This window comes from Pseudomonas sp. LjRoot71 (assembly GCF_964253255.1).
In the GTDB taxonomy this organism is placed as follows: Bacteria; Pseudomonadota; Gammaproteobacteria; order Pseudomonadales; family Pseudomonadaceae; genus Aquipseudomonas.
Window position 1 is genome coordinate 91,008 of record NZ_CAXURA020000001.1, and the last position, 22,309, is coordinate 113,316.

The following is a 22,309-nucleotide window of genomic DNA, read 5'->3' on the forward strand; positions in this document are numbered from 1 at the left end:
CCTTGTGAGCCGCAGGCTGCAGCATTAGATTAGCTAATTATCTTAGGCACCCATCATAAGCAGAAGGGATAAACATGGCGCTCACTGACCAGTCCACCCGTATCCGCGAAGGCGAAGAACTCGACGCTGCGGTCATCGACCAGTACCTCAAGGCGCATATCCCGGGCCTGACTGGTGAGCCACGCATCAGCCAGTTCCCTGGCGGCGCATCGAACCTGACCTACCTGCTCGAATACCCTGGTAAAGAATTCGTTCTGCGCCGTCCGCCATTCGGCCACAAGGCCAAATCGGCCCACGACATGGGCCGCGAGTACCGCATTCTCAACCAGCTCAACGCCGGCTTCCCGTATTGCCCGAAAGCCTATGTGCACTGCACTGACGAATCGGTGATCGGCGCCGAGTTCTATGTCATGGAACGGGTCAACGGCATCATCCTGCGCTCGGACATGCCGGCCGAGCTGAACTTCAGCGCTGAGCAGACCCGCGAGCTGTGCAAGAGCTTTATCGACAAGATGGTCGAGCTGCACAACGTCGACTATCAGGCCTGCGGCCTGGGCGACCTGGGCAAGCCGGAAGGTTATGTACAGCGGCAGATCAGCGGCTGGAGCGACCGTTACGAAAAAGCCCTGACACCCGACGCGCCACTGTGGGAGCCGGTCAAGGCCTGGCTGCGCGACAAGATGCCGGCCGACCACCACAAGCCGGGCATCGTGCACAACGATTACCGCTTCGATAACGTGATTCTCAACCCCCAGAACCCGAGTCAGATCATCGGCGTGCTGGATTGGGAACTGACCACCATCGGCGACCCGCTGATGGACCTGGGCAACACCCTCGCCTACTGGATCGAAGCCGCCGACCCGGCTCCGGTGCAACTGATGCGCCGCCAGCCAAGCAATGCGCCGGGCATGCTCACCCGCCAGCAGTTCGCCGACTACTACGCTGAACGTGCCGGTATCGAGATCAAGAGCATCGACTTCTACTACACCTACGGCCTGTTCCGTCTGGCCGGTATCGTGCAGCAGATCTATTACCGCTACTTCCATGGTCAGACTCAGGACAAACGTTTCGCGCAGTTCATTCACATGAACAAGCTGCTGGAACAGATGAGCCTGCAGGTCATCAATAAATCGCAGCTGTAAACGGCCGAACAGGCCTCTCATAAGAAAGGAAAATCCCATGTCCAAGACCCATCTGTTCGACCTCGACGGCAAAATCGCTTTCGTTTCCGGTGCCAGCCGTGGCATCGGCGAAGCTATTGCCAAACTGCTGGCCCAGCAAGGCGCACACGTCATCGTCTCGAGCCGCAAGATTGATGACTGCCAGAAAGTCGCTGACGCCATCATCGCTGACGGCGGCAAGGCCACAGCGATTGCCTGCCACATCGGTGAAATGGAGCAGATCAGCAACGTCTTTGCACAGATCAAGGAGCAGTTTGGTCGCCTCGACGTGCTGGTCAACAACGCCGCCACCAACCCACAGTTCTGCAACGTGCTGGACACTGACCTGGGCGCATTCCAGAAAACCGTCGATGTGAACATCCGGGGTTACTACTTCATGTCCATCGAAGGCGGCAAGCTGATGAAAGCCAACGGTGGTGGCAGCATCATCAACGTGGCTTCGATTAACGGCGTCTCGCCGGGTGAGTTCCAGGGCATCTACTCGGTGACCAAGGCCGCCGTAATCAGCATGACTAAAGTATTCGCCAAGGAGTGCGCGCAATTCGGCATCCGCTGCAACGCTTTGCTGCCTGGTCTGACCGATACCAAGTTCGCCTCTGCCCTGGTGAAGAACGACTCGATCCTCAATCTCGCTCTGCAACGTATTCCGCTCAAGCGCGTAGCCGCCCCGAGCGAAATGGCCGGCACCGTGCTGTACCTGGCCAGCGATGCCTCCAGCTACACCACTGGTGTAGCGCTGAACGTAGATGGCGGTTTCCTCTCCTGAGACGCGGCATTCAGCGGCAATAAAAAAGGGACCCTCGGGTCCCTTTTTTATGCGTGTAGCAATGCTCGATCAGATGCTAAAACGCGACACCAGTGCATTCAGGTCCACCGCCAAACGTGACAGCTCCTGGCTGGCCGCACTGGTCTGATTGGCACCGGCCGAGGACTGCATCGACAGGTCGCGGATATTCACCAGGTTACGGTCGACTTCACGGGCCACCTGGGCCTGCTCTTCCGAGGCACTGGCAATCACCAGGTTACGTTCGTTGATCTGCGAAATGGCCGCAGCAATTTCATCCAGCGCCTGACCGGCGGCCTTGGCCACATCCAGGGTCGAACGCGCCCGGCTGTTGCTGTTCTGCATGGCGTTGACCGCTTTATCGGTGCCCTGCTGAATACCACTGACCATTTGCTCGATTTCGCGGGTCGATTGTTGCGTACGATGCGCCAGAGCGCGCACTTCATCGGCCACCACAGCAAAACCGCGACCGGCTTCACCGGCACGCGCCGCTTCAATGGCCGCGTTGAGTGCCAGCAGGTTGGTCTGCTCGGCAATCGAGCGGATTACATCCAGAACCTTGCTGATGTCACGCACCTGCCCTGCCAGCTGTTCCACTTCAGTGGCGGTGTTGGTGACGTCTTCGGCCAGGTGGCTGATCGAATCGACCGTCTGCCGCACCTGCTCGCGACCATGCTGGGCGGTACGGTTGGACTCGCTGGAGGCCTCGGAGGTGCTCACCGCATTGCGCGCGACTTCTTCCACAGCGCTGGTCATTTCGTTGACCGCAGTGGCCGCCTGTTCGATTTCGTTGTTCTGCTGGTGCAGGCCACGGGTGGAGTCCTCCGTCACCGCACTGAGTTCTTCCGAAGCCGAGGCCAGTTGCGTCGAGGAGTCGGAAATATTCTGGATGGTGCTGCGCAGGCTCTGCTGCATGGTCTTCAAGGCGCCAAGCAGACGGGCCGGCTCGTCCGAGCCCTGCACATCGATGGTCTGGGTCAGATTACCGCTGGCCACCACCTCAGCCACACGCACTGCTTCACCCAACGGGCTGACGATGCTGCGGGTCAGCAACAGCGCCAGAGTCACTGTCATGCCCAGCGCCATCAGCATCATCGCGATGACCCAAACACGGGCGCTGGAGAACACGGCGTCAGCACGATCAGCAGCGGCCGTTGCACCGGTGCGGTTCATTTCGGCCAGATCGGCCAAGGCCTTGGCCATATCATCGGCATGGCTGTTGAGTGTGCCATTGGCCACTGCCAGGGCGGCATCCAGATCGCCCTGGCGTACGGCCGTAACGATTTTGGCCTGCTCCTGCAGGTAGCTGCTCTCGGCTTGTTTGAAACGCTGGTAAATGCTGCGCTCGGCATCACTGGCAATCAGATTTTCATATTGGCTTTGCGCCTTATGCAACAGCGTCTTGAACTCCTCGACACGGGCAACGTTCTGCTGCGTCACTGCCTCGTCACTGTTGAGCATCAGGCGCAGGGTCAGTGCGCGCAAACGCAGGATGTCCTGGCTCATCTCCCCGAGGCTTAATACGCTGGGCAACCAGTTGTCGTTGACGTCGGCAGACTGCTTATTCATCTCCGACATCTGCAACAGCGAGAAACTGCCGAGCAGCATTACCAGCAGGGCCACCAAACCAAAGCCAAGCGACGCTCTGGGGGCGATATTGAGGTTTCTTAGGGTCATCACGGCTGTCCTTGGGGTCTTTAACCTTATGGTCAGTAGCATATGGCCATCAGCCTTATGAACACATTAAGACTTTCAGCCAACTGCTCCTGAACTTGTACCAGCCTATCGACCCCAAACGCTTAATCTTGACTGCTCAGGCATAAAAAACCTGAGCCAGGCTCGGGTTGGCAGCACAGCCTGGAGGCTTCAGCGCACGGTAAAACGCTGCTCCAGCAGCTTGCGGTCATCCTGAAACACCATAAAGTGCCATTCACCCGGCACCACTTCATGCGCCTCAGTGAACTCGAATGCCATGACGTCCTGGGGCGCACCGGGCACCAGCTTTTGCGTGACCACATACTTGTCATGGCGCTTGCCATCCGGGGTGATCACCCCTGGGGTGAGATACAGCAGAGTCAGCGGCGCTTCAGTGGCGGTTTTGCCCGTCAGGCTGTAACGCACACCGAATTTGGTACCGAGCTTGGCGGGAATCTCATCGCCGGGCTCGATCTGCTGGTTACTACGGGTCAGGACGCGCTCGCCTTCCTGAAAATTCTGGTAATCGCTGGCGAAGACGCCGTATTCCAGCGGGCCCTGAACCCGCACTTCGGCCTGCACCAGGCCACTGATCAAGACGCATGCCGCCAAGGCACTGAAACGGGTGTATTGCATATCGCGCTCCTTGTTTAGATGGCGCGAGCCTATGACACCCGTGTGACAAGGCCGTGACAGAGCTATTCGACCAGTTCGGCCTGCACCTTGCGCGGCAGTACCGCGAGAAAGTTGTCGCGCGCCACCTGCTGCGCCACATCCGCCGGCAAGGCATCAAGAAAGGGGGCAAAACCGCTCAGGTATTCACCCAGCCCATCAAAGCGCCCAACCACATCGGAGCCGAGCATAAAACGCGCCGGGTAGCTGCTGACCAACTTCACCCATGCAGGGTCAGGCTTGCCGTCGACATCCAGCAGGTAGGGCTGCAACATGGTCCAGGACAGGTCGATATACAGGTTGGGGTATTGCTTGAGCATCCGTTCGAGCGTTGGCAGGAGGAAATCCAGCTTCTCCTGATGACGATGAATTTCCTTGCTGGTGCCGGCATGCGCCCAGATAAAGCGTACATGCGGGTGGTTGCGCATTGGGTCTTCGATTTCCTGCAAATACAGTGGATTGCGCTCGCGCTTGGAGGTGATGTTGGAATGCAGCATCACCGGCAGGTCGTATTCGGCGGCCAGGTGAAAGACCCGTGCAAGGGCTTCGTTATTGGCCCGTGGCGCATCGCCATGAATCAGCGCAGTAAGATCATCATGGCGGGTGAACACCTCACCGATGCCCTGCCACAGGCCAGGATCGAGTTCGAGCATGCGGCGGATATGTGCATCGGCATTCTTGTCATTCGGGTTGAACCCGGAAAGAAACGGATGCAGGCGTTTGCGTTGCTCAGCCGGTACCTGCTTGTAGGCATGCGCCACCAGCACATCGGTGGCGCTGTACCAGTAGGCGTTGGCATCGTCGCCAGCGTAATAGCGCGGGCGTTTGGGCTCATCTTCATCCCACTTCTTGGCCACGGGAATACCCGAGAGCATCACATGGTCAATATTGCCGGCGGCCATCTGCTCCAGCAGCTCGGTCATGCCGGCACTTTCCTGAAAAAAGTCGACGTAATGCAGATGGGCATCGCTGTAGCGATAGTCGCGGGCCTGAACCAGCGTGCTCAGCAAAGCGAACAACAGGGCAACACTCAAACGCGATGCAGGCAATGGGATGTCCTCCTGACAGTCAGAGCAGCATAGACCCTGCGCTGCGAGCGCAAGTTCAGGCTCCAGGCGGGTAAACAGCACCACAAAGACCCAGAACAGGCCGTACGGCACCAGAACAGGGCAACCACGACGACTGTTTTCCAGCGTCAGCGGCATGACGCGCCACTTCAGTAATGGCACTTGGCTTGCAGTGCAGCCAGCAGACCCTAGAAGGAATTCGCCATGCTTCAGCTATTGCGCTCGACCCCACGCAAGAACACGGACGACATTGCACTCGACGCGCTGTTTAATCAGCACGACCTGACCACCCGCCTGAGCGACAACTATCGCTGGATGTCGCGCCTGAATGACTTCAGCGCAGGCCTGCACCAGCGCATCCGCACCAGCCTGGGCGCAGCAGTCGGCATTGCTTCGCATGCCCCACAACTGGCGCGTATTGCCGCCGCCAACCAGCAAAGCGGGCAAACCCTGGCACAGTCCTCGGAACTGATCGCCAGCGCCAGCGAACAGGTCACCACCACCCTCGACGCCGAGTTGGTGCCTGGTGCCGCCGAAGTCGCACAGCTGTCCGCCGAGGTCACCGCCACCTTGCATGGTTGTCAGCAAAGCGGCCAGGCGGTGCTGCAACAGGTTGAGGTGATCGGCAAGAGCGAACAGCAGCTGGAGCTGGTGATTCAGCAACTGACCAGCCAGCTTGAAGAGGTCAGCAAGGTGATCGGGGTGATTGCCAGCATTTCCCAGCAAACCAACCTGCTCGCGTTGAATGCGGCCATCGAGGCTGCCCGCGCAGGCGAGCATGGTCGTGGCTTTGCCGTGGTGGCCGAGGAAGTGCGGCGTCTGGCCGGGCATACCACCGACGCCACCACGCAGGTCAGTGACATCATCGAGCGCTTTCGCAGCGGCATGCAGCAACTCACCGACGCGGGCAGCCACATGCACCAGGCCGTGGCCGATGGCCGCGATGGCATGCTCGCCGTGGGCGGTGGCCTGGATAGCACCCGCCAGGCCATGGATCGCCTGGACAGCCGTGTGGGCCAGATCGCCGCGGGCACCGAGCAGATCGGCCAAGCCGTACGCTCGATCAACGGTGACGTACAGAACATCGCCCGGGTTGCCGGCGAATTGCTCGGCAAGGCCGGCCAAGTGCTGCACCACAGTCAGGCGGTGCGCGAAGATGGCGACCGTCTGCTGGCCGGGCTAGGTGATTTCCGCCTGGAGATTCACCACGCCGTGCAGACCAGCGTCGAGCAGCTGGCGCGCCAACCTGGCATGAGTGCTGATGTGGCCACCGCCGAACGCCTGCTCGGCGACACCCTCAAGCGTGATGCGCGGTTCGAGCTGTTTTACCTGGTCGACAGCCGCGGCGTGCAGCTGTCCGAAAACATCTTTGCCGCCGACGTGAACCACAGCGAAAGCAGCAGCTGTAAAGGCCGCAACTGGCAGCAACGTCCGTGGTTCCGCGCCGCGGCCGACAGCCTGTGCAGCCATATCACCCAGGTCTATCGCTCATCGGCAACCGACGACTTCTGCTTCACCGTCTCGGTGCCGATCCTCGATGCCCGTGGTCAATTGCTGCGTGTACTGGGGGCCGATGTGCGGCTGTCTGCGCTGGTCTGAGCCCCGCGCCATGAGCTAGGCTGGCTACTCACTCAGCCCATGGCGTTGGAGTTCACATGATCAGCATCAGCAACGAGAAAGGCCTTCTGCAACGCATCAGCATCGGCCCGCACACCCTGCACAGTGACGTATCGGTAGAGCTGGGCGGCGAAGGCTCAGCGCCCGAGCCCCATGACCTGTTCGATGCGGCCCTGGGTGCCTGCAAGGCGCTGACCCTGGCGTTGTATGCCAAACAACGTGGTTTGCCGCTGGAAGGCCTCGACGTGAAAATCAACCGCGACGACAGCCAGGAACGTCAAGGCGTCTACCAGCTAAATGTCGAGCTGACCCTGCACGGCGCGCTGGATGACGCGCAACGCCAGCAGCTGCTGCGCGTCGCCGATAAATGCCCGATCCACAAGTTGATGACCAGCAGCGAAGTTCAGGTCAGCACTCAGCTGAGCGAGGGCGCCTGATGAGCGATTTTCTGCTGATCCAGCCGCGCCCGGAAAACCTCGGCGGGCAACCTATCCTGCGCCCCCTACCCTCAGCCAAATGCCGCAGTGTCGGACCGTTTGTGTTTTTCGACCATATTCTGGAAAACACCTACCCGGCTGGCAGCGGTATGAATATCAACCAGCACCCGCATATCGGCCTGTCCACCCTCACCTACCTGTTCAAGGGGCAATTGCAGCACAAGGACAGCCTCGGCTCGAATCAACTGGTCAGCCCCGGCGAGGTCAGCTGGATGACCGCCGGCCGTGCCGTCGCCCATGTCGAGCGAACCCCACAGGCGCTGTGGGAAAGCGGCTCGCACATGCATGGCCTGCAAGTCTGGCTGGCCATGCCCGCCGCCGATGAGCAAAGCGAACCCCACTACAGCCATCACCCCGCAGACAGCCTGCCGCGCAGTACCAGCATGGGCGTGGACATCTGCCTGATTGCCGGGGCAGGCTTCTGCCTGCAATCGCCAGTACCGGTGCTGTCGCCCACTATCTATGCCGAGCTCAAACTGGCCGCCGGCAGCGCACTGCAGATACCCGCCGAGCATGCCGAACGCGCGCTGTACCTGATTGACGGCGAGGCGACACTGGACGACCAGCAACTGCCGCTGCGCGGCCTGCTGGTGCTGCCTGAAGGCGAGGCCTACACCCTCAGCGCCTGCAGCGAGAGCCACCTGGTATTGATCGGCGGCGCGCCGATTGGCCCACGGCGGATCAACTGGAACTTCGTTGCAAGCGACCCGGCGCTGATCGACCAGGCCCGCCAGCGCTGGGCGGCGCAGGACTGGCCAAGTGTGCCCGGCGAAACCGCACGCATCGAGCTGCCGCGCTGACGGAGAAGATTTGTTGCACTCGCGCAACATCCAAAGCGCAGGTGCTCGGGTATAACCCTTGGCACGCTCACACATTCAGGAACCCTGTGCATGGCGCAGCCGCTGTTTGATTACGAAAGCCATCTGGAAGCTTGCGCCCGGCAGGATGAACGCGCATTCCAGGCGCTCTATCAACAGGAGGCCGCGCAGATGCTCGGGTTGGCCATCACCTTGCTTGGCCGTCGTGATCAAGCCGAAGACTGCGTGCACGATGCCTTTGTGCAGGTCTGGCGCAACGCCCAGCGTTTCCAGCCCACGCTGGGCAGTGGCCGTGCCTGGATCTACAGCATCCTGCGCTACCGCGCACTGAATCAGTTGCGCAGCCGTGGCCGTACGGTGGAGATGAACGACGACTTTATCGAACGCGCGGCCGACGACAGTCCGCAGGCCGCCGAACTGCTGGAGCAGCAAGGCGAACAGCAGCAACTGCGCCGCTGCTTGCAAAGCATCAAACGCAATCGCCGCCACCCGATCCTGCTGGCCTTTTACCGCGGCCTGACCCATGAACAGATCGCCAACCGCCTGACCACGCCGCTGGGCACCATCAAGGGCCGTATTCGCGCCGGTCTGCGCGCATTGCAGGAGTGTTTGCACGCATGATTTCGCAGCAACCTGCCGAGCGCCGCGCCTTGATCGGCGAATACGTCCTGGGCTTGCTTGATGAGGCCGAAGCCGCTGAAGTGCGCGAGTTGATCGAGCACGACAGCGAAGCCGCGCAAATGGCCCTGCAATGGCAGCAGCACTTTCTCGAACTGAGCGACCAGCTGCCCCCGCAAACACCGTCGGCGCACTTATGGCAGCGGCTACAGGACAGCCTTGGCCTGACACCGGCCGTCAGCCGTGTGAATGCCTGGCTCGCCTGGTGGCAGAGCCTGACCACCTGGCGTCTCACCAGCGCCGCACTGGCGCTGGCCTTGATCGCCGTGCTGATGCCTGACCTGTGGCGCACAGACATGCCTGGCAACAGCTACACCGTGGTGCTGCAAGCCCCGGGTGAAGCCGCCAAACCTGGCTGGGTGGTGCATGTGGATGGCACAGGCGGCCTGCGTTTGCAGCCGTTGCTGGACGATCAGATTCCAGCCGACCGCTCCGTGCAGTTCTGGACGTTGATCGACCCCGCCATCGGTCCGCGCTCGTTGGGCCTGGTCGAACCGGGTAAAGCGCTGCAACTGTCTGCCGAACAGATTGGTGCGGTACAAGCTGGCCAGCTGTTCGAGCTGACCCTGGAACCGGCCGGTGGATCGCCCAAGGATCGGCCAACCGGCAAGGTGCTGTATATCGGCCGCGCGGTGATGGCCTCGGTCAACTGAGGCCATTTACAAAAAACTGAATTTATTTTCAGGCGACGACATCCAGACGTTCTCTCGTGGGTATAGCTATCAGGTGTTTCATCGAGGCACCTGCAAGGCAGGCCTTAGCCGGCCTTGCATCGATGCTGGATAACCACAGATGAGAGGACGCATATGAACAGCTTTAATACCCTGCTGACCGCTGCCGTTACCACTGCCACCCTCAGCCTCGTCGCCAGCACTGCCAGTGCAGCAACCCTATTGGCACTTGGCGCCGACGGTCAGCTGTTCAAGATCGACAGCAGCAGCCAGAAAGTAACCGCCACCATGGCGACCAACAGCCCAAGCCCGTTGCGCGGCATTGATGTGCGCCCGGCAAATGGGATGCTCTATGCCTTGAGCAATGACCATCAGCTCCACACCCTGGACCTGGCCACAGGTGCAGCCAGCAAGATCGCCAGCCTGCACAAGCAACTGCCTGGCAGCGGTCAGGTGGTGATCGACTTCAACCCGGTCGCCGACAAGCTGCGCATGCTCGCGGCCGACGGCACCAGCTTTCGCGTCAACGTCGAAACCGGTGAAGTGGTGGTAGACGGTTCGGTGGCTTACGCCGCCGAAGGCCCTTATGCCGGTAAAAGCGCCAAGGTTGTTGCCGGTGCGTATAGCAACGCCTACGCCGGCACTCAGGCCACCGCGCTGTACACCGTCGACCTGGCCAGCAGCAGCCTGATGCTGCAGAATCCGCCAAACGATGGCATTCAGCAAGCCGTAGGCAAGATCGTTGATGGTTTGCAGAATGCGGCGCTGGACATCGCCAGCGACGGCAAGGGCGGCAATACCGCGTACCTGCTGACCGGTACCACACTACATACCCTGGATCTGGCCACTGGCAAGCCGACCACGTTAGGTGAGATCGCCGATCTGCCGGGCAATATCATCGATATCGCCGTACTGCCGGAGTAAGTGCAGACGCGGGAAGGTCGCCCGGCCTTCCCGCTACGCCTTAATCGGCGAAGGTTTCCGCAAACAGATCATCCATGGCCTTGAACGCGCGCGCGGCCACCACCGGGTGGTACTCGTTGCGCCCCGGCACGTTGGCCACCGGGCTGGTGAAGGAATGCACCGCACCGCCGTAGCTGACCAGTTGCCAATCGGCTTTGGCCGCTTTCATCTCGGCAATAAAGCCATCAACCTGCTCTTGCGGCACTGCCGGATCGTCAGCGCCATGCAGTACGAGAACCGGTGCTTTGATGTTCTGCGCATCACTTGGGTTGGGCGTATCCAGATTGCCGTGGAAGGAGACAAAGCCTTTCAAATCAGCACCGGAACGCGCCAGCTCCAGCACAGTGCCGCCGCCAAAGCAGAAACCGATGGCCCCCAGCTTGCTGACATCCAGCGCCACCTGTGCGGTTTGCGCCTTGAGCACTTCCACGGCAGCTTGCGCGCGTTTACGCATCAGCGGCCTGTCGCCACGCACTTGGGTCGCCGTAGCCTTGGCTTCATCGGCATTTTTTGGGCGTACGGCCTTGCCGTACATGTCGGCCATAAACACCACGTATTTATCGCCAGCGGCGCGGGCGGCCTTCTTCGCCGAATCCTCGGTAACGCCCAGCCAGTTGGGCACCATCAGCAGTCCGGGGCGCGGCGTGGTTACCGAATCGTCGTAGATCAGCAGGCCTTCAAAGGCTTCACCGTCGATTTCATATGGCACTGGTTTGACCACCACGGCGGCTTCGGCAAAACCAATCACGCCGGCACATAACAGGGGTAACAGGATTTTCGTGGACATGGCGAAGCTCCTCTGGGCGAGTTAAACGCAGCGCTCACCATAGACCGCCGCCGCAGGATGACCAAGCCTGAGCGCTTACGGGCGCACAACCAAAGGTTTCAACCTATTACGGGCTCAGCCCTGCTCGGCCCAGCGGTCTTTTATTTCCAGAATCGCCGGCAGCTGCTGAATAAACAGCTCGACCAGCTGCGGATCGAAGTGCTTGCCACTCTCTTCGCGCAGCAGACCGACCGCATCCTCGACCGACCAGGCGGCCTTGTAGGGGCGCACGCTGGTTAGGGCATCGAATACATCGGCAATCGCCACGATGCGCCCTTCCAGCGGAATGTCCTCGCCGCTGAGGCCATTGGGGTAGCCCGTACCGTCCCACTTCTCGTGGTGCGACAGGGCAATGCGCTGCGCGGTGCGCAGCAGGCCCGAGGCATGCTCACCAATAATCCGCGCGCCAATCTCGACGTGTTGGCGCATCACCGCCCATTCCTGTTCATCGAGCTTGCCAGGCTTACGCAACACCGCGTCAGGAATGCCGATCTTGCCGATATCGTGCATCGGCGCGGCGTTGAGCAATTCTTCGGCGGCGGCTTCACTGAAGCCGGCAGCCAGGGCCAGGATCTTGGAGAAATGGCTCATGCGAATCACGTGCAGGCCGGTTTCGTTGTCCTTGTACTCCGCAGCCATGCCGAGGCGCTGAACAATCTGCAAACGGGTCTGGCGCAGCTCATCCATGCGTACCAGTGACAGGTGCGTACGCACCCGAGCGCGCACAATCGGCGGGCTGACCGGTTTGGTGATGTAATCGACCGCGCCCACGGCAAAGCCGCGTGCTTCATCTTCAACATCAGCCAGCGCGGTGACAAAAATCACCGGAACGGCCTCCAGATGGGCCTGCGCCTTGAGTGCCTGGCACACCTCATAGCCGGTCATGCCAGGCATCATTACGTCCAGCAGGATCAGGTCCGGCCGCTCGCGTTCGGCCATTTCCAGGGCTTTCGCGCCATCCTTGGCAAACAGCAGGCGATAGTCATCCTGCAGGATATGCCGCAGCACTTGCAGGTTGGTGGCCTCATCGTCAACCAGCAGGAGCAACGGGCGCGCATCGACTGGGGTAATCATGGTGTATGCGGTTCCTCGTCGTGCAACTGGCTCAGCAACTCGTTTAGCGATTGCTGCGCCAGGTCAAAGTCGAAATCATCCAGCGCCAGGCGGATCTGCGCCAAGGCGGCTTTGTGCGGCGCGCTCTGCAAGCCGCGAGTCAGGCAGTCGAGAGCCTGATCATCCAGGCCGCCACGACTGACGGCCTCTTGCAGGCGCAGCAAGGCAGCACGCAGCTGCTCACGGTCCAGCGCCTGGGCCGGCGTACTGGCTTCAGGCACTTGTGGCAGGGCTTCGGTCACTGCGGTCAGTGCTCGCGCCAATTCCGCCAACAGGCTACGCAGGTGCAAGCCTTCGCGCTGATTGAACGCCTGCTCGATAGCCAGGCCCAGACCGGCCAGATGAGTCAGCGCCAGGTTGGCCGCTGCCCCCCGGAAACGGTGCGCCAGGCTGCGCCCGGTGTCCCAATCATTCTTCTCCAGCATGCTGCTGAGGTGCTCGACCAGCGCATTCTGCTCAGCAAGGAAACGCTGGATCGCCTGACTCATCTGTACCGGCCCGCCCCACAGGCTGGCCCCACGCTGCCAGTCGAACAGTCCGTCCGTGGCTGCGGCCTCGCTTTCGGCCGGCGACGCGTCCTCAGCCACGCCGAGCAGCCGAGCTATTTCCGCGAGCAAAGCGGCCAGATCCAGGGGTTTCGAGGCAAAGCCGTTCATCCCGGCATCCAGTGCTGCCTGACGATCCTGGTCCAGCACGCTGGCGGTCAGGGCAATGATTGGCACGCCGACACGCTGCCCGGCGGTCTCCAGCGCACGGATACGCCGAGACGCTTCCAGGCCGTCGACCAGAGGCATCTGCACGTCCATCAGAATCAGGTCAAAGCTGCCATTAGCAAAGGCTTCTACTGCGGCCTGCCCGTCCGCCACGCAAGTGACCCGATGCCCCAGGCGCTGCAGATTGAGCTGCAACAACTCCAGGTTCTGCGGCACATCGTCAGCGGCGAGAATGTGCAATGCCGCCAGTTGCGGCAGCGACTGACGCACCTGCGGAGCCAGGCGTTGCCCCGCACGCAGGGGCAGTTCGACGATAAAACGACTGCCCTCGCCCAGGGTACTTTCCACCCGCAGACGTCCCCCCATCAATTCGACCAGCTGGCGCGAAATGGTCGTCCCCAGCCCCGTGCCACCAAACCGTCGGCTCATCGAGGCATCCGCCTGGGCAAAGGGTTCGAAGATCTTCTCCAGACGGTCGGCGGCAATGCCGATGCCGGTGTCTTCGACGATCAAGCGGATCGCGCCGGGTTCACCCTGCACGTGCAGGCACACTCGGCCTTCACTGGTGAATTTCACCGCATTGCCCAGCAGGTTGGTCAGCACCTGCTGCAGGCGTAAAGCATCGCCCCGGTAGAACTCCAGTAACTGCGCCGGATAATCGAGCTGTAACGCCAAGCCTTTGTTCTCTGCGCTCAGGCGCTGGGTTGCGCAGACCTGCTCACACAGTTCGCGCAAGGAAAAATCCAGATCTTCCAGCTCAATCGCGCCACGGTCGAGCTTGGCGGTATCGAGAATGTCGTTGAGCAAACCGAGCAACGAGCGCGAGGCCTGCTGCACGGTCTGCAGGTGGCGGCGCTGGTCATCGGCCAATGGGGTGCCAATCAGCAATTCGGTAAAGCCGATGATGGCGTTCATCGGCGTACGGATCTCATGGCTCATATTGGCCAGGAAGCTGCTGCGCGCTGCCGCTGCGGCTTCAGCACGGTCACGCGCGGCGCGGGTTTCCTGCTCCATCAGGCGACGCGGGGTGAGGTCGGTGGCCAGCTTGACCACCTTGAAAGGCTTGCCGTCGGTATTGAGAATCGGGTTATAGGTCGCCTGAATCCATACCTCACGGCCGCCATAGCCAATACGGCGGTATTCACCACTGCAGAACTCGCCAGCGCGCAGTCTCGCCCAGAGCTGGCGATAGTCGTCGCTGTCGACATACAGCGGGTCACAGAACATGCTGTGGTGCTGGCCAATCACATCGGCGCGCTGATAACCGAACAGATCCAGCGCATTGTCGTTGATCGCCAGCACATGGCCTTGCAGGTCAAACTCAACCAGTGCCATGGCCTTGCTGATGGCATTGACCTTGCCTTCGTACTCGGCGTTGCGCAGCTTGGTTTCGGTCTGGTCGAGCAGCACGCCATCAATCCAGCGCGGAATGTCCTGCTCATCGCACACAGCACTGCCGCTTTCCCAGATCCAGTGTTCCTTGCCATCGCGGTCAAACAGGCGGTATTCGACGGTGTAATTGCGCCGCTGATCAATGGCAGCCTGCACTTGTTCGGCAACAGGTTGCAGATCATCCGGGTGGTAGAGCGCGGCAATCGACTGGCGCTGGCTGATGAAGTCATCGGCACTCCAGCCGGTCAGCGGCTGCACCGCATCACTGATAAACAGCATGGTCCAATCGCTATCGAGCAGGCAGCGAAAGGAAACCCCGGGGATGTTGCTGATCAGCGAACGGTACTGCTGCTCGCTTTCACGCAGCGCCTGCTCCATGTGGATACGTTCGCTGATGTCGTTGGCGAACACCACAAATAGCGGGTGATTGCCGGCACGGGTCACCCCGACGCTAAGGCGCACCGGTTTTTCCTGGCCATCGCGGGCAATGCAGTACAGCTCCTGCTCAGCCCCTGACAACATGACCTTGCCACTGTTCAGGTAGCTGCGCAGGTACACCTCGTAGGTGTTGCCATCCTGCTCGCTGAGCAAGCGCCGCATCGGCATCCCAACCAACTCATGCGGTTGCCAGCACAAGAGGCGGGCGGCAGCACGGTTGGCTGAACGGATGGTGCCGGTATGGTCAATGGTCAAAATCGAATCAAGGGCGGTATCGAAGATCGAACGTAAATGCTGCTCGCTGACTTGCAGTTGCAGGCTCATCCGGCGGTAGCGCAACAGCGCGTTAGCCGCTACTACGAAAACCGTCAGGGCCACAGTAATCAAAGAGATCGCAGCGCCCAGGTAGAGGCTGTCCACCACAGCTATCGGATGATCGGACTCGGCCACCCCGACAAAACGTGCCGCCTTCATACCGGTGTAGTGCATGCCACTGATTGCCAGGCCCATCACCAGGGCGCTGAGTAGTAAGGCCCACAGCGCGGGCAGACGTCCTTCCAGACCGAAACGTACCCACAGGGCAAGAATGGCCAGGCCGACGGCCACCAGAATCGATACACCGAACATCCAGGGGTCATAGCGCAACAGCGGTGCCATCTGCATCGCCGCCATGCCGCTGTAGTGCATCGCGCCGATACCGGCCCCGACCAGCACCCCGCCGATACACAACTGGAGCAGGCTCAGGTTATGGCGGGCCAGCACACTCAGCGCCACCCAGGACGCCGCCAGGCTCGGCAGCATGGACAACAACGTCACACCTAGGTCAAAACGCACCTCGGCGCATAACTGGAAGGCCAGCATGCCGATAAAGTGCATGGACCAGACACCCGCCCCCAGGGCCAGCGAGCCGGTGAGGATGGTGATCTGCCGCCACCAGGCGGTTTCACTGTCGCGGGCCACACCGGCCAGTTGCAAGGCCATGCCCGAGGTGAACACGGCAATGCACAGCGACATCAGCACCAGCAGCGGGTCGTAACTGCTGAGAACCAGCACACTGGGGTCAGCACTGACGATGAACAACTGATCAAGAAACTGCATACCACCTCAAGACTGCATCGGTTGTACATGCGCATCAGTGGCGCAATGACAGCATGACAAACGAGCCCGTCCGGCCTGTCAATCAAACGCCGACAAAAAAGCCCGCTTTCGCGGGCTTTTTTCGGGTTACTGCTTTCAGGCGGACAATTCGACCAGCAGCTTGTTCAGACGCTGCACGTAAGCAGCCGGGTCTTTCAGGTTATCGCCGGCGGCCAGGGCAGCCTGATCGAAGAGGATATGACTGAGGTCGGCGAAACGATCTTCATCGGCCTCGGCATCCAGTTTCTCGATCAGCGGGTGGCTTGGGTTGAACTCAAAGATCGGCTTGGAGTCCGGCACCTTCTGCCCGCTGGCTTCGAGGATCTGGCGCATCTGCAAGCCCAGGTCCTGTTCACCGATGGCCAGGATGGCTGGCGAGTCGGTCAGGCGGTGCGACACACGCACCTCGGCAACCTGCTCACCCAGCGCCGTTTTCAGGCGCTCAACCAGGCCTTCTTTGGCCTTGGCGACTTCTTCCTGGGCCTTCTTGTCCTCTTCTGAGTCCAGCTTGCCGAGGTCCAGATCGCCACGGGCGACGTCGACAAAGTGCTTGCCGTCGAACTCGGTCAGGTAGCTCATCAGCCACTCGTCGATACGGTCGGTGAGCAGCAGCACCTCGATGCCTTTCTTGCGGAACACCTCCAGATGCGGGCTGTTCTTCACCTGGGCGTAGGATTCGCCAGTCAGGTAGTAGACCTTGTCCTGACCTTCGGCCATGCGCGCGATGTACTCGCCCAGGCCGACGCTCTGCTCGCCATCCTCGGTGCGGGTGGAGGCAAAGCGCAGCAGGCCTGCGATCTTCTCCTTGTTGGCGAAGTCTTCGGCCGGGCCTTCCTTGAGCACCTGGCCGAAGTTCTTCCAGAAGCTCTTGTATTGCTCGGGCTCGTTCTTCGCCAGTTTTTCCAGCATGTCCAATACACGCTTGGTCAGCGCCGACTTCATCGAGTCGATGATCGGGTCTTTCTGCAGGATCTCGCGGGAGACGTTCAGCGACAGGTCGTTGGAGTCGACCACACCCTTGATAAAGCGCAGGTAAAGCGGCAGGAAGGACTCAGCTTGATCCATGACGAATACGCGCTGCACATAAAGCTTCAGACCGCGCGGCGCTTCACGCTGATACAGGTCGAACGGTGCACGCGCCGGGATATACAGCAGCGAGGTGTATTCCAGCTTGCCTTCGACCTTGTTGTGGCTCCAGCTCAGCGGGTTCTCGAAATCGTGACCGATGTGCTTGTAGAACTCCTGGTATTCCTCGTCCTTGATCTCGGTACGCGGGCGGGTCCACAGGGCGCTGGCGCGGTTGACGGTTTCCCACTCAACTTCGGCTGGTTTGTCCTTCTCCTCACCGTGGAACTCTTTCGGCAGTTCAATCGGCAAGGCGATATGGTCGGAGTATTTCTTGATGATGTTGCGCAGGCGCCAGCCATCGGCGAACTCGTCTTCACCGGCTTTCAGGTGCAGAACGATGCGTGTACCGCGCTCGGCTTTTTCAACAGTGGCGACTTCGAACTCGCCCTCGCCTTTGCTCGACCAGTGCACGCCTTCGCTGGCCGGGATACCGGCGCGGCGGCTGTACACATCAACCTTGTCGGCAACGATAAAAGCCGAGTAGAAGCCCACACCGAACTGACCGATCAGGTGCGAGTCCTTCTTCTGGTCGCCAGTCAGGTGCTTCATGAAATCGGCAGTGCCGGATTTGGCGATAGTGCCCAGGTGGGTAATGGCGTCTTCACGGCTCATGCCGATGCCATTGTCTTCGAGGGTGACGGTCTTGGCGTCCTTGTCGAAGCTGACGCGAATTTTCAGCTCTGCGCCGCCTTCAAGCAGCTCGGGCTTGGCCAGCGCTTCGAAACGCAGCTTGTCGCTGGCATCGGAGGCGTTGGAAATCAGTTCGCGCAGGAAGATTTCCTTGTTCGAGTACAGCGAATGGATCATCAGGTGAAGCAGCTGCTTCACCTCGGTCTGGAAGCCCAGGGTTTCTTTTTGAGTTTCCACACTCATGCTCTCTAACTCCACTTTGTTGACGAAGCCGCAGCGCGGCGGATGTCATACAGATGGGGGCAACGTGTGGAATTTCAAGGCCTAAGGTTCAAGCAGCTCAATGCGGGTTATTTCTTCTGGCTGCAAGGTATAGGTCACCTCACCCTGAGCGTTCATGCGCTGGCGCAGGATGATCCGTCCCTGCTGGTCGATCCCCTGAAAACGTCCTTCGGCAGTGTTGCCGCGCTCGGTGGCGGCACGCATGCTGAGGTTCTCATAGCGATTGGGGCTACGCAGCAGGCCTTCCAGGCTGAAACGCACACGGCGATCCAGGGGCCGGCTGACTCGCTCCGATGCAGGAGCGGCGACAACACTGGCTGCCTCGCTGACGGCCGCCGGCTTGGCAACCACGACGTCGCGAGTGGCCAAGGGCGCAAAACTGTCACCGGCCACCTGCCAGCCACGCTTATCCTGTTTCTGCAGCAGGATCGGCAGCTGCTGCAGCTCACCATTGATTCGCGCCTGCACGTTCAGCTCAAAACGCGGCTGCGGAAAACTCAGCCCCCCCAACGGTTGCAACTGCACCTGGCGCGTGGCAAAGCGGCGTTCAAGGTAGTCCTCAATCACATGGGCCAAGGTGTCGGTTGAGTCGAACTGCCGGTCAATCTTGCCATCGCGGTAGCGCAAACCGTTGCTGAACAACTCCAGCTTGCCGCTGAGGGTGGTTTTGAACTGCGGCGGCAGTACCAGATGGAAATCGCCCACCAGCTTGTTCGGCGCTAACGGCTGCAAATCCAGATGCAGGGTGTAGCCACGGCTCAGGCGCCGCGCTTCGGGCAGTTCCTGCTCGGGCAACAACCAGCTGATTTCCACCTCCGGCAGGATGCCTTCATCGGCCGGCAACACATCGACGCGCACCGGGCCTTTTTCAGCCTTGGGCAGACGGATTATCAACTCACTCTGGGCAAAGAAATCCTGCCCTTCGCGCAGGCTCAATACACCGTCGATCAGTTCGGCCTGTTGCGGCATAAAGGGCCGACCGTGCAACTCACCGCGCAGACTGATGGCCAGTTCGGCCGGCACCGGCGTTTGCGGCTTGAGCCATTGCAGGCTGAGGATGGCCTCCAGGCGCTGCACATCATGGCTGGCCAGCAGGGTCAGGCCAACCACTAGGGGAATGATCCCCAACCCCGACAACGCCAGAGCCGGGCGGGCCGAGCGCCAATGACGCAAGGCATACAGCAAGGTGAACGGCGGCAGCAAACTGGCCCAGCCCCACAACAGGCTGGTGGCAAAGGCTCGCATCACCAGCCAGACCAGGCCGGCAAGAATCAGCAGCAAGCCACCCAGAATCAGCAGCGCATCCATTCAGTATTCCTTAGTGAGGGTTCAGCGAGAGGTCAGTGCCGCACTCAGGGCTCATCCACCTTGAAGTGCGCCCGTGCTGTGGCAATCGGCTCGGTCTGGTTGGTCTGCCAGGCAGTAATGGCCACGTTGGCCACACGGCGCCCCTGCCGCCAGACCTGGCACTGCACGAAGGTGTCACGATAATGGCCAGCGCGCAGGTAATCTATCGAGAAGTCGATGATTTTCGGCAAATGTGGAATACCCATGAACATCAACAAGTGAAGCATCGCCGAGTGTTCCATAAACCCGGCAATCACCCCGCCATGCAGCGCTGGCAGGGTCGGGTTGCCAATGCAGTCCTGGTTGGCGGGCAGACGAAACACCATGTCATCACCCAGGCGCAGGCACTCGATGCCAAGCAGCTTGGCATAGGGAATCAGGCTGATCAGTTTGTCGTAGTTATTCTGTTCGTGGGCTTCACGCACCAGCTGGTTGAGGTTCAGCGTGCTCATTGGCCAGCCCCCTTGGCAGTGCGTTGCAGATCGGCCGGTTTACCCATGCGCATAAAGGCACCCACCACATGGGCAATCGGCTCGTCGGGGTTGTCCTGATAGGCATAGCCACGGGTGAAAATGATGTTCTCGGTCACCCGATAGCATTCGGCGAAACCGAATACATCCTTGTTCGGCTCGGCCGGGCGCATGTAATCGATGCGCAGATCCAGGGTCGGGCAGATCTCGAATTCCGGTAACACGCAGACGGTGGAGATGCCGCAGGTGGTGTCCATCAACGTGGTAATGGCGCCACCATGGATTACCCCTGTGTCCGGGTTGCCAACAATTTGCGGGCTGTAGGGCAAACGCAGGATCAGCCCCTGCGGGTCTGCGCTGTGTACGCCCATGCCCAGCACCTGGCAATGACGCAGCACCGATAAAAAACGCTGCGCCCGCTCAAGAATGGGGGAATCGCTCATGATTTCAGTCCCGCAACAACTGTACAAAGGGCGTGCATGATACCCCTTGGCGGCATAGGCTTCACCTCGGCCGCACAGCGAATCACGGAACAACCCGGTAAAGGTCAGGGAACTTCGGCGAAATAACGCTGTTTAATGGCTATGCCTGGGGAACCAGACATCGATCATCACATACAAGGAGTATTAACCGTGCAAAAGCCATTCACCTATGCCCTGCTTCTCGCCGCCATGCTCGGCCTGGCAGCTTGCGAGAAAACCCCGGAAGACAAAGTAGAGTCAGCCAAGGAGTCCGCATCTGAAGCCGTCGAATCCATGGGTGATGCCGTTGAGAAAACCGGCGAAGCCATTGAGCAGAAAGTCGATGAAGTGACCGGCAATGAGCCGACCACTGGCGAGAAGATTGAAGACGCTGCCGATGATGCCGCTGACGTCATCAAAGATGCCGGCGATGAAATCAAGGACGCCGTTGAAGGCCAATAAGCCGTTCAACTGAAAGCAAACAGGCCCGCGTAATGCGGGCCTGTTTGTTTATGCGTGCACTCAAAGTGCCGGAGTGAGCATCAGCAGCAGGCTGCACAGCAGCCCGACCACCCAGACCAGGCTGCGCTGCCAATGTAGGTCGGCCCAGTAGAAAACCAGGTACAGCACCCGCGCCACCACGAAGGTCACCGCCAGCACGTCAACCAGCACACCGTGGTTGTTGGTCACATGGGCCATCAGCACGCCCACGGCAAACAGTGGGAAAGCCTCAAAACTGTTCATGTGCGCAGCCAGGGCGCGCGCGCCGAAACCGCTCAAGCGGGCCTGCTGAGCGCGTGGGTGGTGATTGTCGTAGCGGCCACCGCCCTCCTTTGCCATGGCCCTGGCCACCGGGGCCTTGGCGACAAAGATCAGGATGGCACTGATAAAGATGCACCAGAACGGCAGACTCATTCGCTTTTCTCCTTGGGCGGATCAAATGCCGGTGTCTGGGTATAGACCATGACCTCCAGCACATCTGAGTGAAACTCGCGGTGATACAGCACCAGAACCACACCGGCGGTCACCAGCATGAAGAACCAGGGGTTGATAAACCAGGCCAGGGTCGCCATGCCAAAGTAATAGGCACGCAAGCCCTGGTTGAACTGGTGAGCGGCCATCGAAATGACCCGCGCAGTGCGCTCGGCAAAAGCCTTACGTTCCTGCTCGGTAACATGCCGTTCACCGATCATCGGTGCCGAGCCTACCAGCACAGCGGCAAAGTTGTACTGGCGCATGCACCAGCTGAAGGTAAAGAAGGCGTAGACAAACACCACCCCCAGGCTCAGCAGCTTGACCTCAGACAGCCCACGACTGGCCGCCTGGACAAAAGGCAAATCGGCCAACAGTGACACGGCTCGATCAGAAGCGCCGAGTACCGTAAGGATACCGGCGAGGATGATCAGCGTGCTGGAGGCAAAGAACGAAGCGTTGCGCTCCAGATTGCCGATCACATTGGCATCGGCGATGCGGTTGTCGCGCAACAGCATGCGCCGCATCCAGTCCTCACGATAAAGATGCAGCACGCTGGCCAGGCAAGGGGTCGTGCGGCCTTTGACCTGGGCGTAGCGGGTGTAGCCGACCCAGCAGATCACGAACCAGAGGACGGCAAGCAGATGAGGCAGGTAGTAGTCGCTGATCGGCATGGAGGCTCCTTGTTAACCTGCGCCGATTATAGACAGGCCAGGCTTTCAGCTGGCCAACAAAAAGGCCACCGCATGCGGTGGCC

21 protein-coding genes and 1 pseudogene are annotated in these 22,309 nt (G+C 60.3%); 10 read left to right on the forward strand and 12 right to left on the reverse strand.

Annotated elements, in window-relative coordinates; all coding sequences use genetic code 11:
• Positions 1-74: 74 nt before the first annotated feature.
• Together ACSQ17_RS00400 and ACSQ17_RS00405 are read left to right on the forward strand one after the other, a co-directional pair.
• On the forward strand, positions 75-1,142 hold the full coding sequence (locus ACSQ17_RS00400) for a phosphotransferase family protein (protein WP_436067121.1): 1,068 nt from the start codon (positions 75-77) through the stop codon (positions 1,140-1,142).
• A 37-nt stretch (positions 1,143-1,179) separates the two neighbouring features.
• Positions 1,180-1,947 (forward strand): SDR family oxidoreductase, encoded by a 768-nt coding sequence (locus tag ACSQ17_RS00405; protein ID WP_436067122.1) that lies wholly within the window; start codon positions 1,180-1,182, stop codon positions 1,945-1,947.
• A gap of 69 nt (positions 1,948-2,016) precedes the next feature.
• Here ACSQ17_RS00405 and ACSQ17_RS00410 read toward each other — a convergent pair whose 3' ends face one another.
• From ACSQ17_RS00410 to ACSQ17_RS00420, 3 genes are all read right to left on the reverse strand, one after another.
• Positions 2,017-3,642, reverse strand: coding sequence for a methyl-accepting chemotaxis protein (locus ACSQ17_RS00410; RefSeq protein WP_436067123.1), 1,626 nt, complete (start codon positions 3,640-3,642; stop codon positions 2,017-2,019).
• A 189-nt stretch (positions 3,643-3,831) separates the two neighbouring features.
• On the reverse strand, positions 3,832-4,296 hold the full coding sequence (locus ACSQ17_RS00415) for a DUF3859 domain-containing protein (RefSeq protein WP_436067124.1): 465 nt from the start codon (positions 4,294-4,296) through the stop codon (positions 3,832-3,834).
• Between the two features lie 62 nt (positions 4,297-4,358).
• The gene (locus tag ACSQ17_RS00420; RefSeq protein WP_436070400.1) at positions 4,359-5,387 is read right to left on the reverse strand and encodes an amidohydrolase family protein; all 1,029 of its coding nucleotides are present in this window, start codon (positions 5,385-5,387) and stop codon (positions 4,359-4,361) included.
• Positions 5,388-5,714: 327 nt separating this feature from the next.
• On the opposite strand from ACSQ17_RS00420, the pseudogene ACSQ17_RS00425 reads away from it, so the two are divergent.
• From ACSQ17_RS00425 to ACSQ17_RS00455, 7 genes and pseudogenes are all read left to right on the forward strand, one after another.
• A pseudogene (locus ACSQ17_RS00425) lies at positions 5,715-6,434 on the forward strand (methyl-accepting chemotaxis protein); the annotation flags it as partial.
• A 216-nt stretch (positions 6,435-6,650) separates the two neighbouring features.
• Positions 6,651-6,998, forward strand: coding sequence for a PDC sensor domain-containing protein (locus ACSQ17_RS00430; RefSeq protein ID WP_436070401.1), 348 nt, complete (start codon positions 6,651-6,653; stop codon positions 6,996-6,998).
• 56 nt (positions 6,999-7,054) lie between these two features.
• Positions 7,055-7,453, forward strand: a complete 399-nt coding sequence (locus ACSQ17_RS00435) for an OsmC family protein (RefSeq protein ID WP_436067125.1) — start codon at positions 7,055-7,057, stop codon at positions 7,451-7,453.
• Positions 7,453-8,313, forward strand: a complete 861-nt coding sequence (locus ACSQ17_RS00440; RefSeq protein WP_436067126.1) for a pirin family protein — start codon at positions 7,453-7,455, stop codon at positions 8,311-8,313. The genes ACSQ17_RS00435 and ACSQ17_RS00440 overlap by 1 nt, the downstream gene beginning before the upstream one ends.
• 90 nt (positions 8,314-8,403) lie before the next feature.
• Complete coding sequence (locus ACSQ17_RS00445) at positions 8,404-8,952, forward strand: sigma-70 family RNA polymerase sigma factor (protein ID WP_436067127.1); 549 nt, start codon at positions 8,404-8,406, stop codon at positions 8,950-8,952.
• Positions 8,949-9,662: an anti-sigma factor gene (locus ACSQ17_RS00450; RefSeq protein ID WP_436067128.1), complete on the forward strand. Its 714-nt coding sequence runs from the start codon at positions 8,949-8,951 to the stop codon at positions 9,660-9,662. Before ACSQ17_RS00445 ends, ACSQ17_RS00450 begins: the two co-directional genes overlap by 4 nt.
• 153 nt (positions 9,663-9,815) lie before the next feature.
• A complete protein-coding gene (locus ACSQ17_RS00455; protein WP_436067129.1) occupies positions 9,816-10,604 on the forward strand; it encodes a DUF4394 domain-containing protein in 789 nt (262 codons plus the stop codon).
• A gap of 40 nt (positions 10,605-10,644) precedes the next feature.
• On the opposite strand, the gene ACSQ17_RS00460 is transcribed toward ACSQ17_RS00455, so the two are convergent.
• From ACSQ17_RS00460 to ACSQ17_RS00490, 7 genes are all read right to left on the reverse strand, one after another.
• On the reverse strand, positions 10,645-11,430 hold the full coding sequence (locus ACSQ17_RS00460; RefSeq protein WP_436067130.1) for a dienelactone hydrolase family protein: 786 nt from the start codon (positions 11,428-11,430) through the stop codon (positions 10,645-10,647).
• Between the two features lie 114 nt (positions 11,431-11,544).
• Positions 11,545-12,543 (reverse strand): response regulator, encoded by a 999-nt coding sequence (locus ACSQ17_RS00465; protein WP_436067131.1) that lies wholly within the window; start codon positions 12,541-12,543, stop codon positions 11,545-11,547.
• A complete protein-coding gene (locus ACSQ17_RS00470) occupies positions 12,540-16,223 on the reverse strand; it encodes a PAS domain S-box protein (protein WP_436067132.1) in 3,684 nt (1,227 codons plus the stop codon). The genes ACSQ17_RS00465 and ACSQ17_RS00470 overlap by 4 nt, the downstream gene beginning before the upstream one ends.
• Positions 16,224-16,358: 135 nt before the next feature.
• Entirely contained in the window at positions 16,359-18,263 is a 1,905-nt protein-coding gene (gene htpG / locus ACSQ17_RS00475) for a molecular chaperone HtpG (RefSeq protein WP_436067133.1), read from the reverse strand.
• Between the two features lie 81 nt (positions 18,264-18,344).
• On the reverse strand, positions 18,345-19,610 hold the full coding sequence (locus ACSQ17_RS00480) for an MFS transporter (RefSeq protein ID WP_436067134.1): 1,266 nt from the start codon (positions 19,608-19,610) through the stop codon (positions 18,345-18,347).
• Between the two features lie 44 nt (positions 19,611-19,654).
• A complete protein-coding gene (locus ACSQ17_RS00485; protein WP_233684813.1) occupies positions 19,655-20,101 on the reverse strand; it encodes a PaaI family thioesterase in 447 nt (148 codons plus the stop codon).
• Positions 20,098-20,562, reverse strand: coding sequence for a PaaI family thioesterase (locus ACSQ17_RS00490; RefSeq protein WP_436067135.1), 465 nt, complete (start codon positions 20,560-20,562; stop codon positions 20,098-20,100). The genes ACSQ17_RS00485 and ACSQ17_RS00490 overlap by 4 nt, the downstream gene beginning before the upstream one ends.
• Positions 20,563-20,751: 189 nt before the next feature.
• Between ACSQ17_RS00490 and ACSQ17_RS00495 the strand changes: the two genes are divergently transcribed.
• Positions 20,752-21,042, forward strand: a complete 291-nt coding sequence (locus ACSQ17_RS00495) for a hypothetical protein (RefSeq protein ID WP_436067136.1) — start codon at positions 20,752-20,754, stop codon at positions 21,040-21,042.
• Positions 21,043-21,102: 60 nt separating this feature from the next.
• Here the strand turns inward: ACSQ17_RS00495 and ACSQ17_RS00500 are convergent, their stop codons facing one another.
• Positions 21,103-21,495 (reverse strand): MAPEG family protein, encoded by a 393-nt coding sequence (locus tag ACSQ17_RS00500; protein ID WP_257778498.1) that lies wholly within the window; start codon positions 21,493-21,495, stop codon positions 21,103-21,105.
• A complete protein-coding gene (locus tag ACSQ17_RS00505; RefSeq protein WP_233684809.1) occupies positions 21,492-22,226 on the reverse strand; it encodes a DUF599 domain-containing protein in 735 nt (244 codons plus the stop codon). The genes ACSQ17_RS00500 and ACSQ17_RS00505 overlap by 4 nt, the downstream gene beginning before the upstream one ends.
• Positions 22,227-22,309 lie beyond the last annotated feature (83 nt).

What these genes read in the sequence shown, in the direction of transcription:
- ACSQ17_RS00400 (WP_436067121.1), top strand. Translation starts at nt 75, where the DNA reads ATGGCGCTCACTGACCAGTCCACCCGTATCCGCGAAGGCGAAGAACTC.
- ACSQ17_RS00405 (WP_436067122.1), top strand. Translation starts at nt 1,180, where the DNA reads ATGTCCAAGACCCATCTGTTCGACCTCGACGGCAAAATCGCTTTCGTT.
- ACSQ17_RS00410 (WP_436067123.1), bottom strand. Translation starts at nt 3,642, where the DNA reads ATGACCCTAAGAAACCTCAATATCGCCCCCAGAGCGTCGCTTGGCTTT.
- ACSQ17_RS00415 (WP_436067124.1), bottom strand. Translation starts at nt 4,296, where the DNA reads ATGCAATACACCCGTTTCAGTGCCTTGGCGGCATGCGTCTTGATCAGT.
- ACSQ17_RS00430 (WP_436070401.1), top strand. Translation starts at nt 6,651, where the DNA reads ATGAGTGCTGATGTGGCCACCGCCGAACGCCTGCTCGGCGACACCCTC.
- ACSQ17_RS00435 (WP_436067125.1), top strand. Translation starts at nt 7,055, where the DNA reads ATGATCAGCATCAGCAACGAGAAAGGCCTTCTGCAACGCATCAGCATC.
- ACSQ17_RS00440 (WP_436067126.1), top strand. Translation starts at nt 7,453, where the DNA reads ATGAGCGATTTTCTGCTGATCCAGCCGCGCCCGGAAAACCTCGGCGGG.
- ACSQ17_RS00445 (WP_436067127.1), top strand. Translation starts at nt 8,404, where the DNA reads ATGGCGCAGCCGCTGTTTGATTACGAAAGCCATCTGGAAGCTTGCGCC.
- ACSQ17_RS00450 (WP_436067128.1), top strand. Translation starts at nt 8,949, where the DNA reads ATGATTTCGCAGCAACCTGCCGAGCGCCGCGCCTTGATCGGCGAATAC.
- ACSQ17_RS00455 (WP_436067129.1), top strand. Translation starts at nt 9,816, where the DNA reads ATGAACAGCTTTAATACCCTGCTGACCGCTGCCGTTACCACTGCCACC.
- ACSQ17_RS00460 (WP_436067130.1), bottom strand. Translation starts at nt 11,430, where the DNA reads ATGTCCACGAAAATCCTGTTACCCCTGTTATGTGCCGGCGTGATTGGT.
- ACSQ17_RS00465 (WP_436067131.1), bottom strand. Translation starts at nt 12,543, where the DNA reads ATGATTACCCCAGTCGATGCGCGCCCGTTGCTCCTGCTGGTTGACGAT.
- ACSQ17_RS00470 (WP_436067132.1), bottom strand. Translation starts at nt 16,223, where the DNA reads ATGCAGTTTCTTGATCAGTTGTTCATCGTCAGTGCTGACCCCAGTGTG.
- htpG (WP_436067133.1), bottom strand. Translation starts at nt 18,263, where the DNA reads ATGAGTGTGGAAACTCAAAAAGAAACCCTGGGCTTCCAGACCGAGGTG.
- ACSQ17_RS00480 (WP_436067134.1), bottom strand. Translation starts at nt 19,610, where the DNA reads ATGGATGCGCTGCTGATTCTGGGTGGCTTGCTGCTGATTCTTGCCGGC.
- ACSQ17_RS00485 (WP_233684813.1), bottom strand. Translation starts at nt 20,101, where the DNA reads ATGAGCACGCTGAACCTCAACCAGCTGGTGCGTGAAGCCCACGAACAG.
- ACSQ17_RS00490 (WP_436067135.1), bottom strand. Translation starts at nt 20,562, where the DNA reads ATGAGCGATTCCCCCATTCTTGAGCGGGCGCAGCGTTTTTTATCGGTG.
- ACSQ17_RS00500 (WP_257778498.1), bottom strand. Translation starts at nt 21,495, where the DNA reads ATGAGTCTGCCGTTCTGGTGCATCTTTATCAGTGCCATCCTGATCTTT.
- ACSQ17_RS00505 (WP_233684809.1), bottom strand. Translation starts at nt 22,226, where the DNA reads ATGCCGATCAGCGACTACTACCTGCCTCATCTGCTTGCCGTCCTCTGG.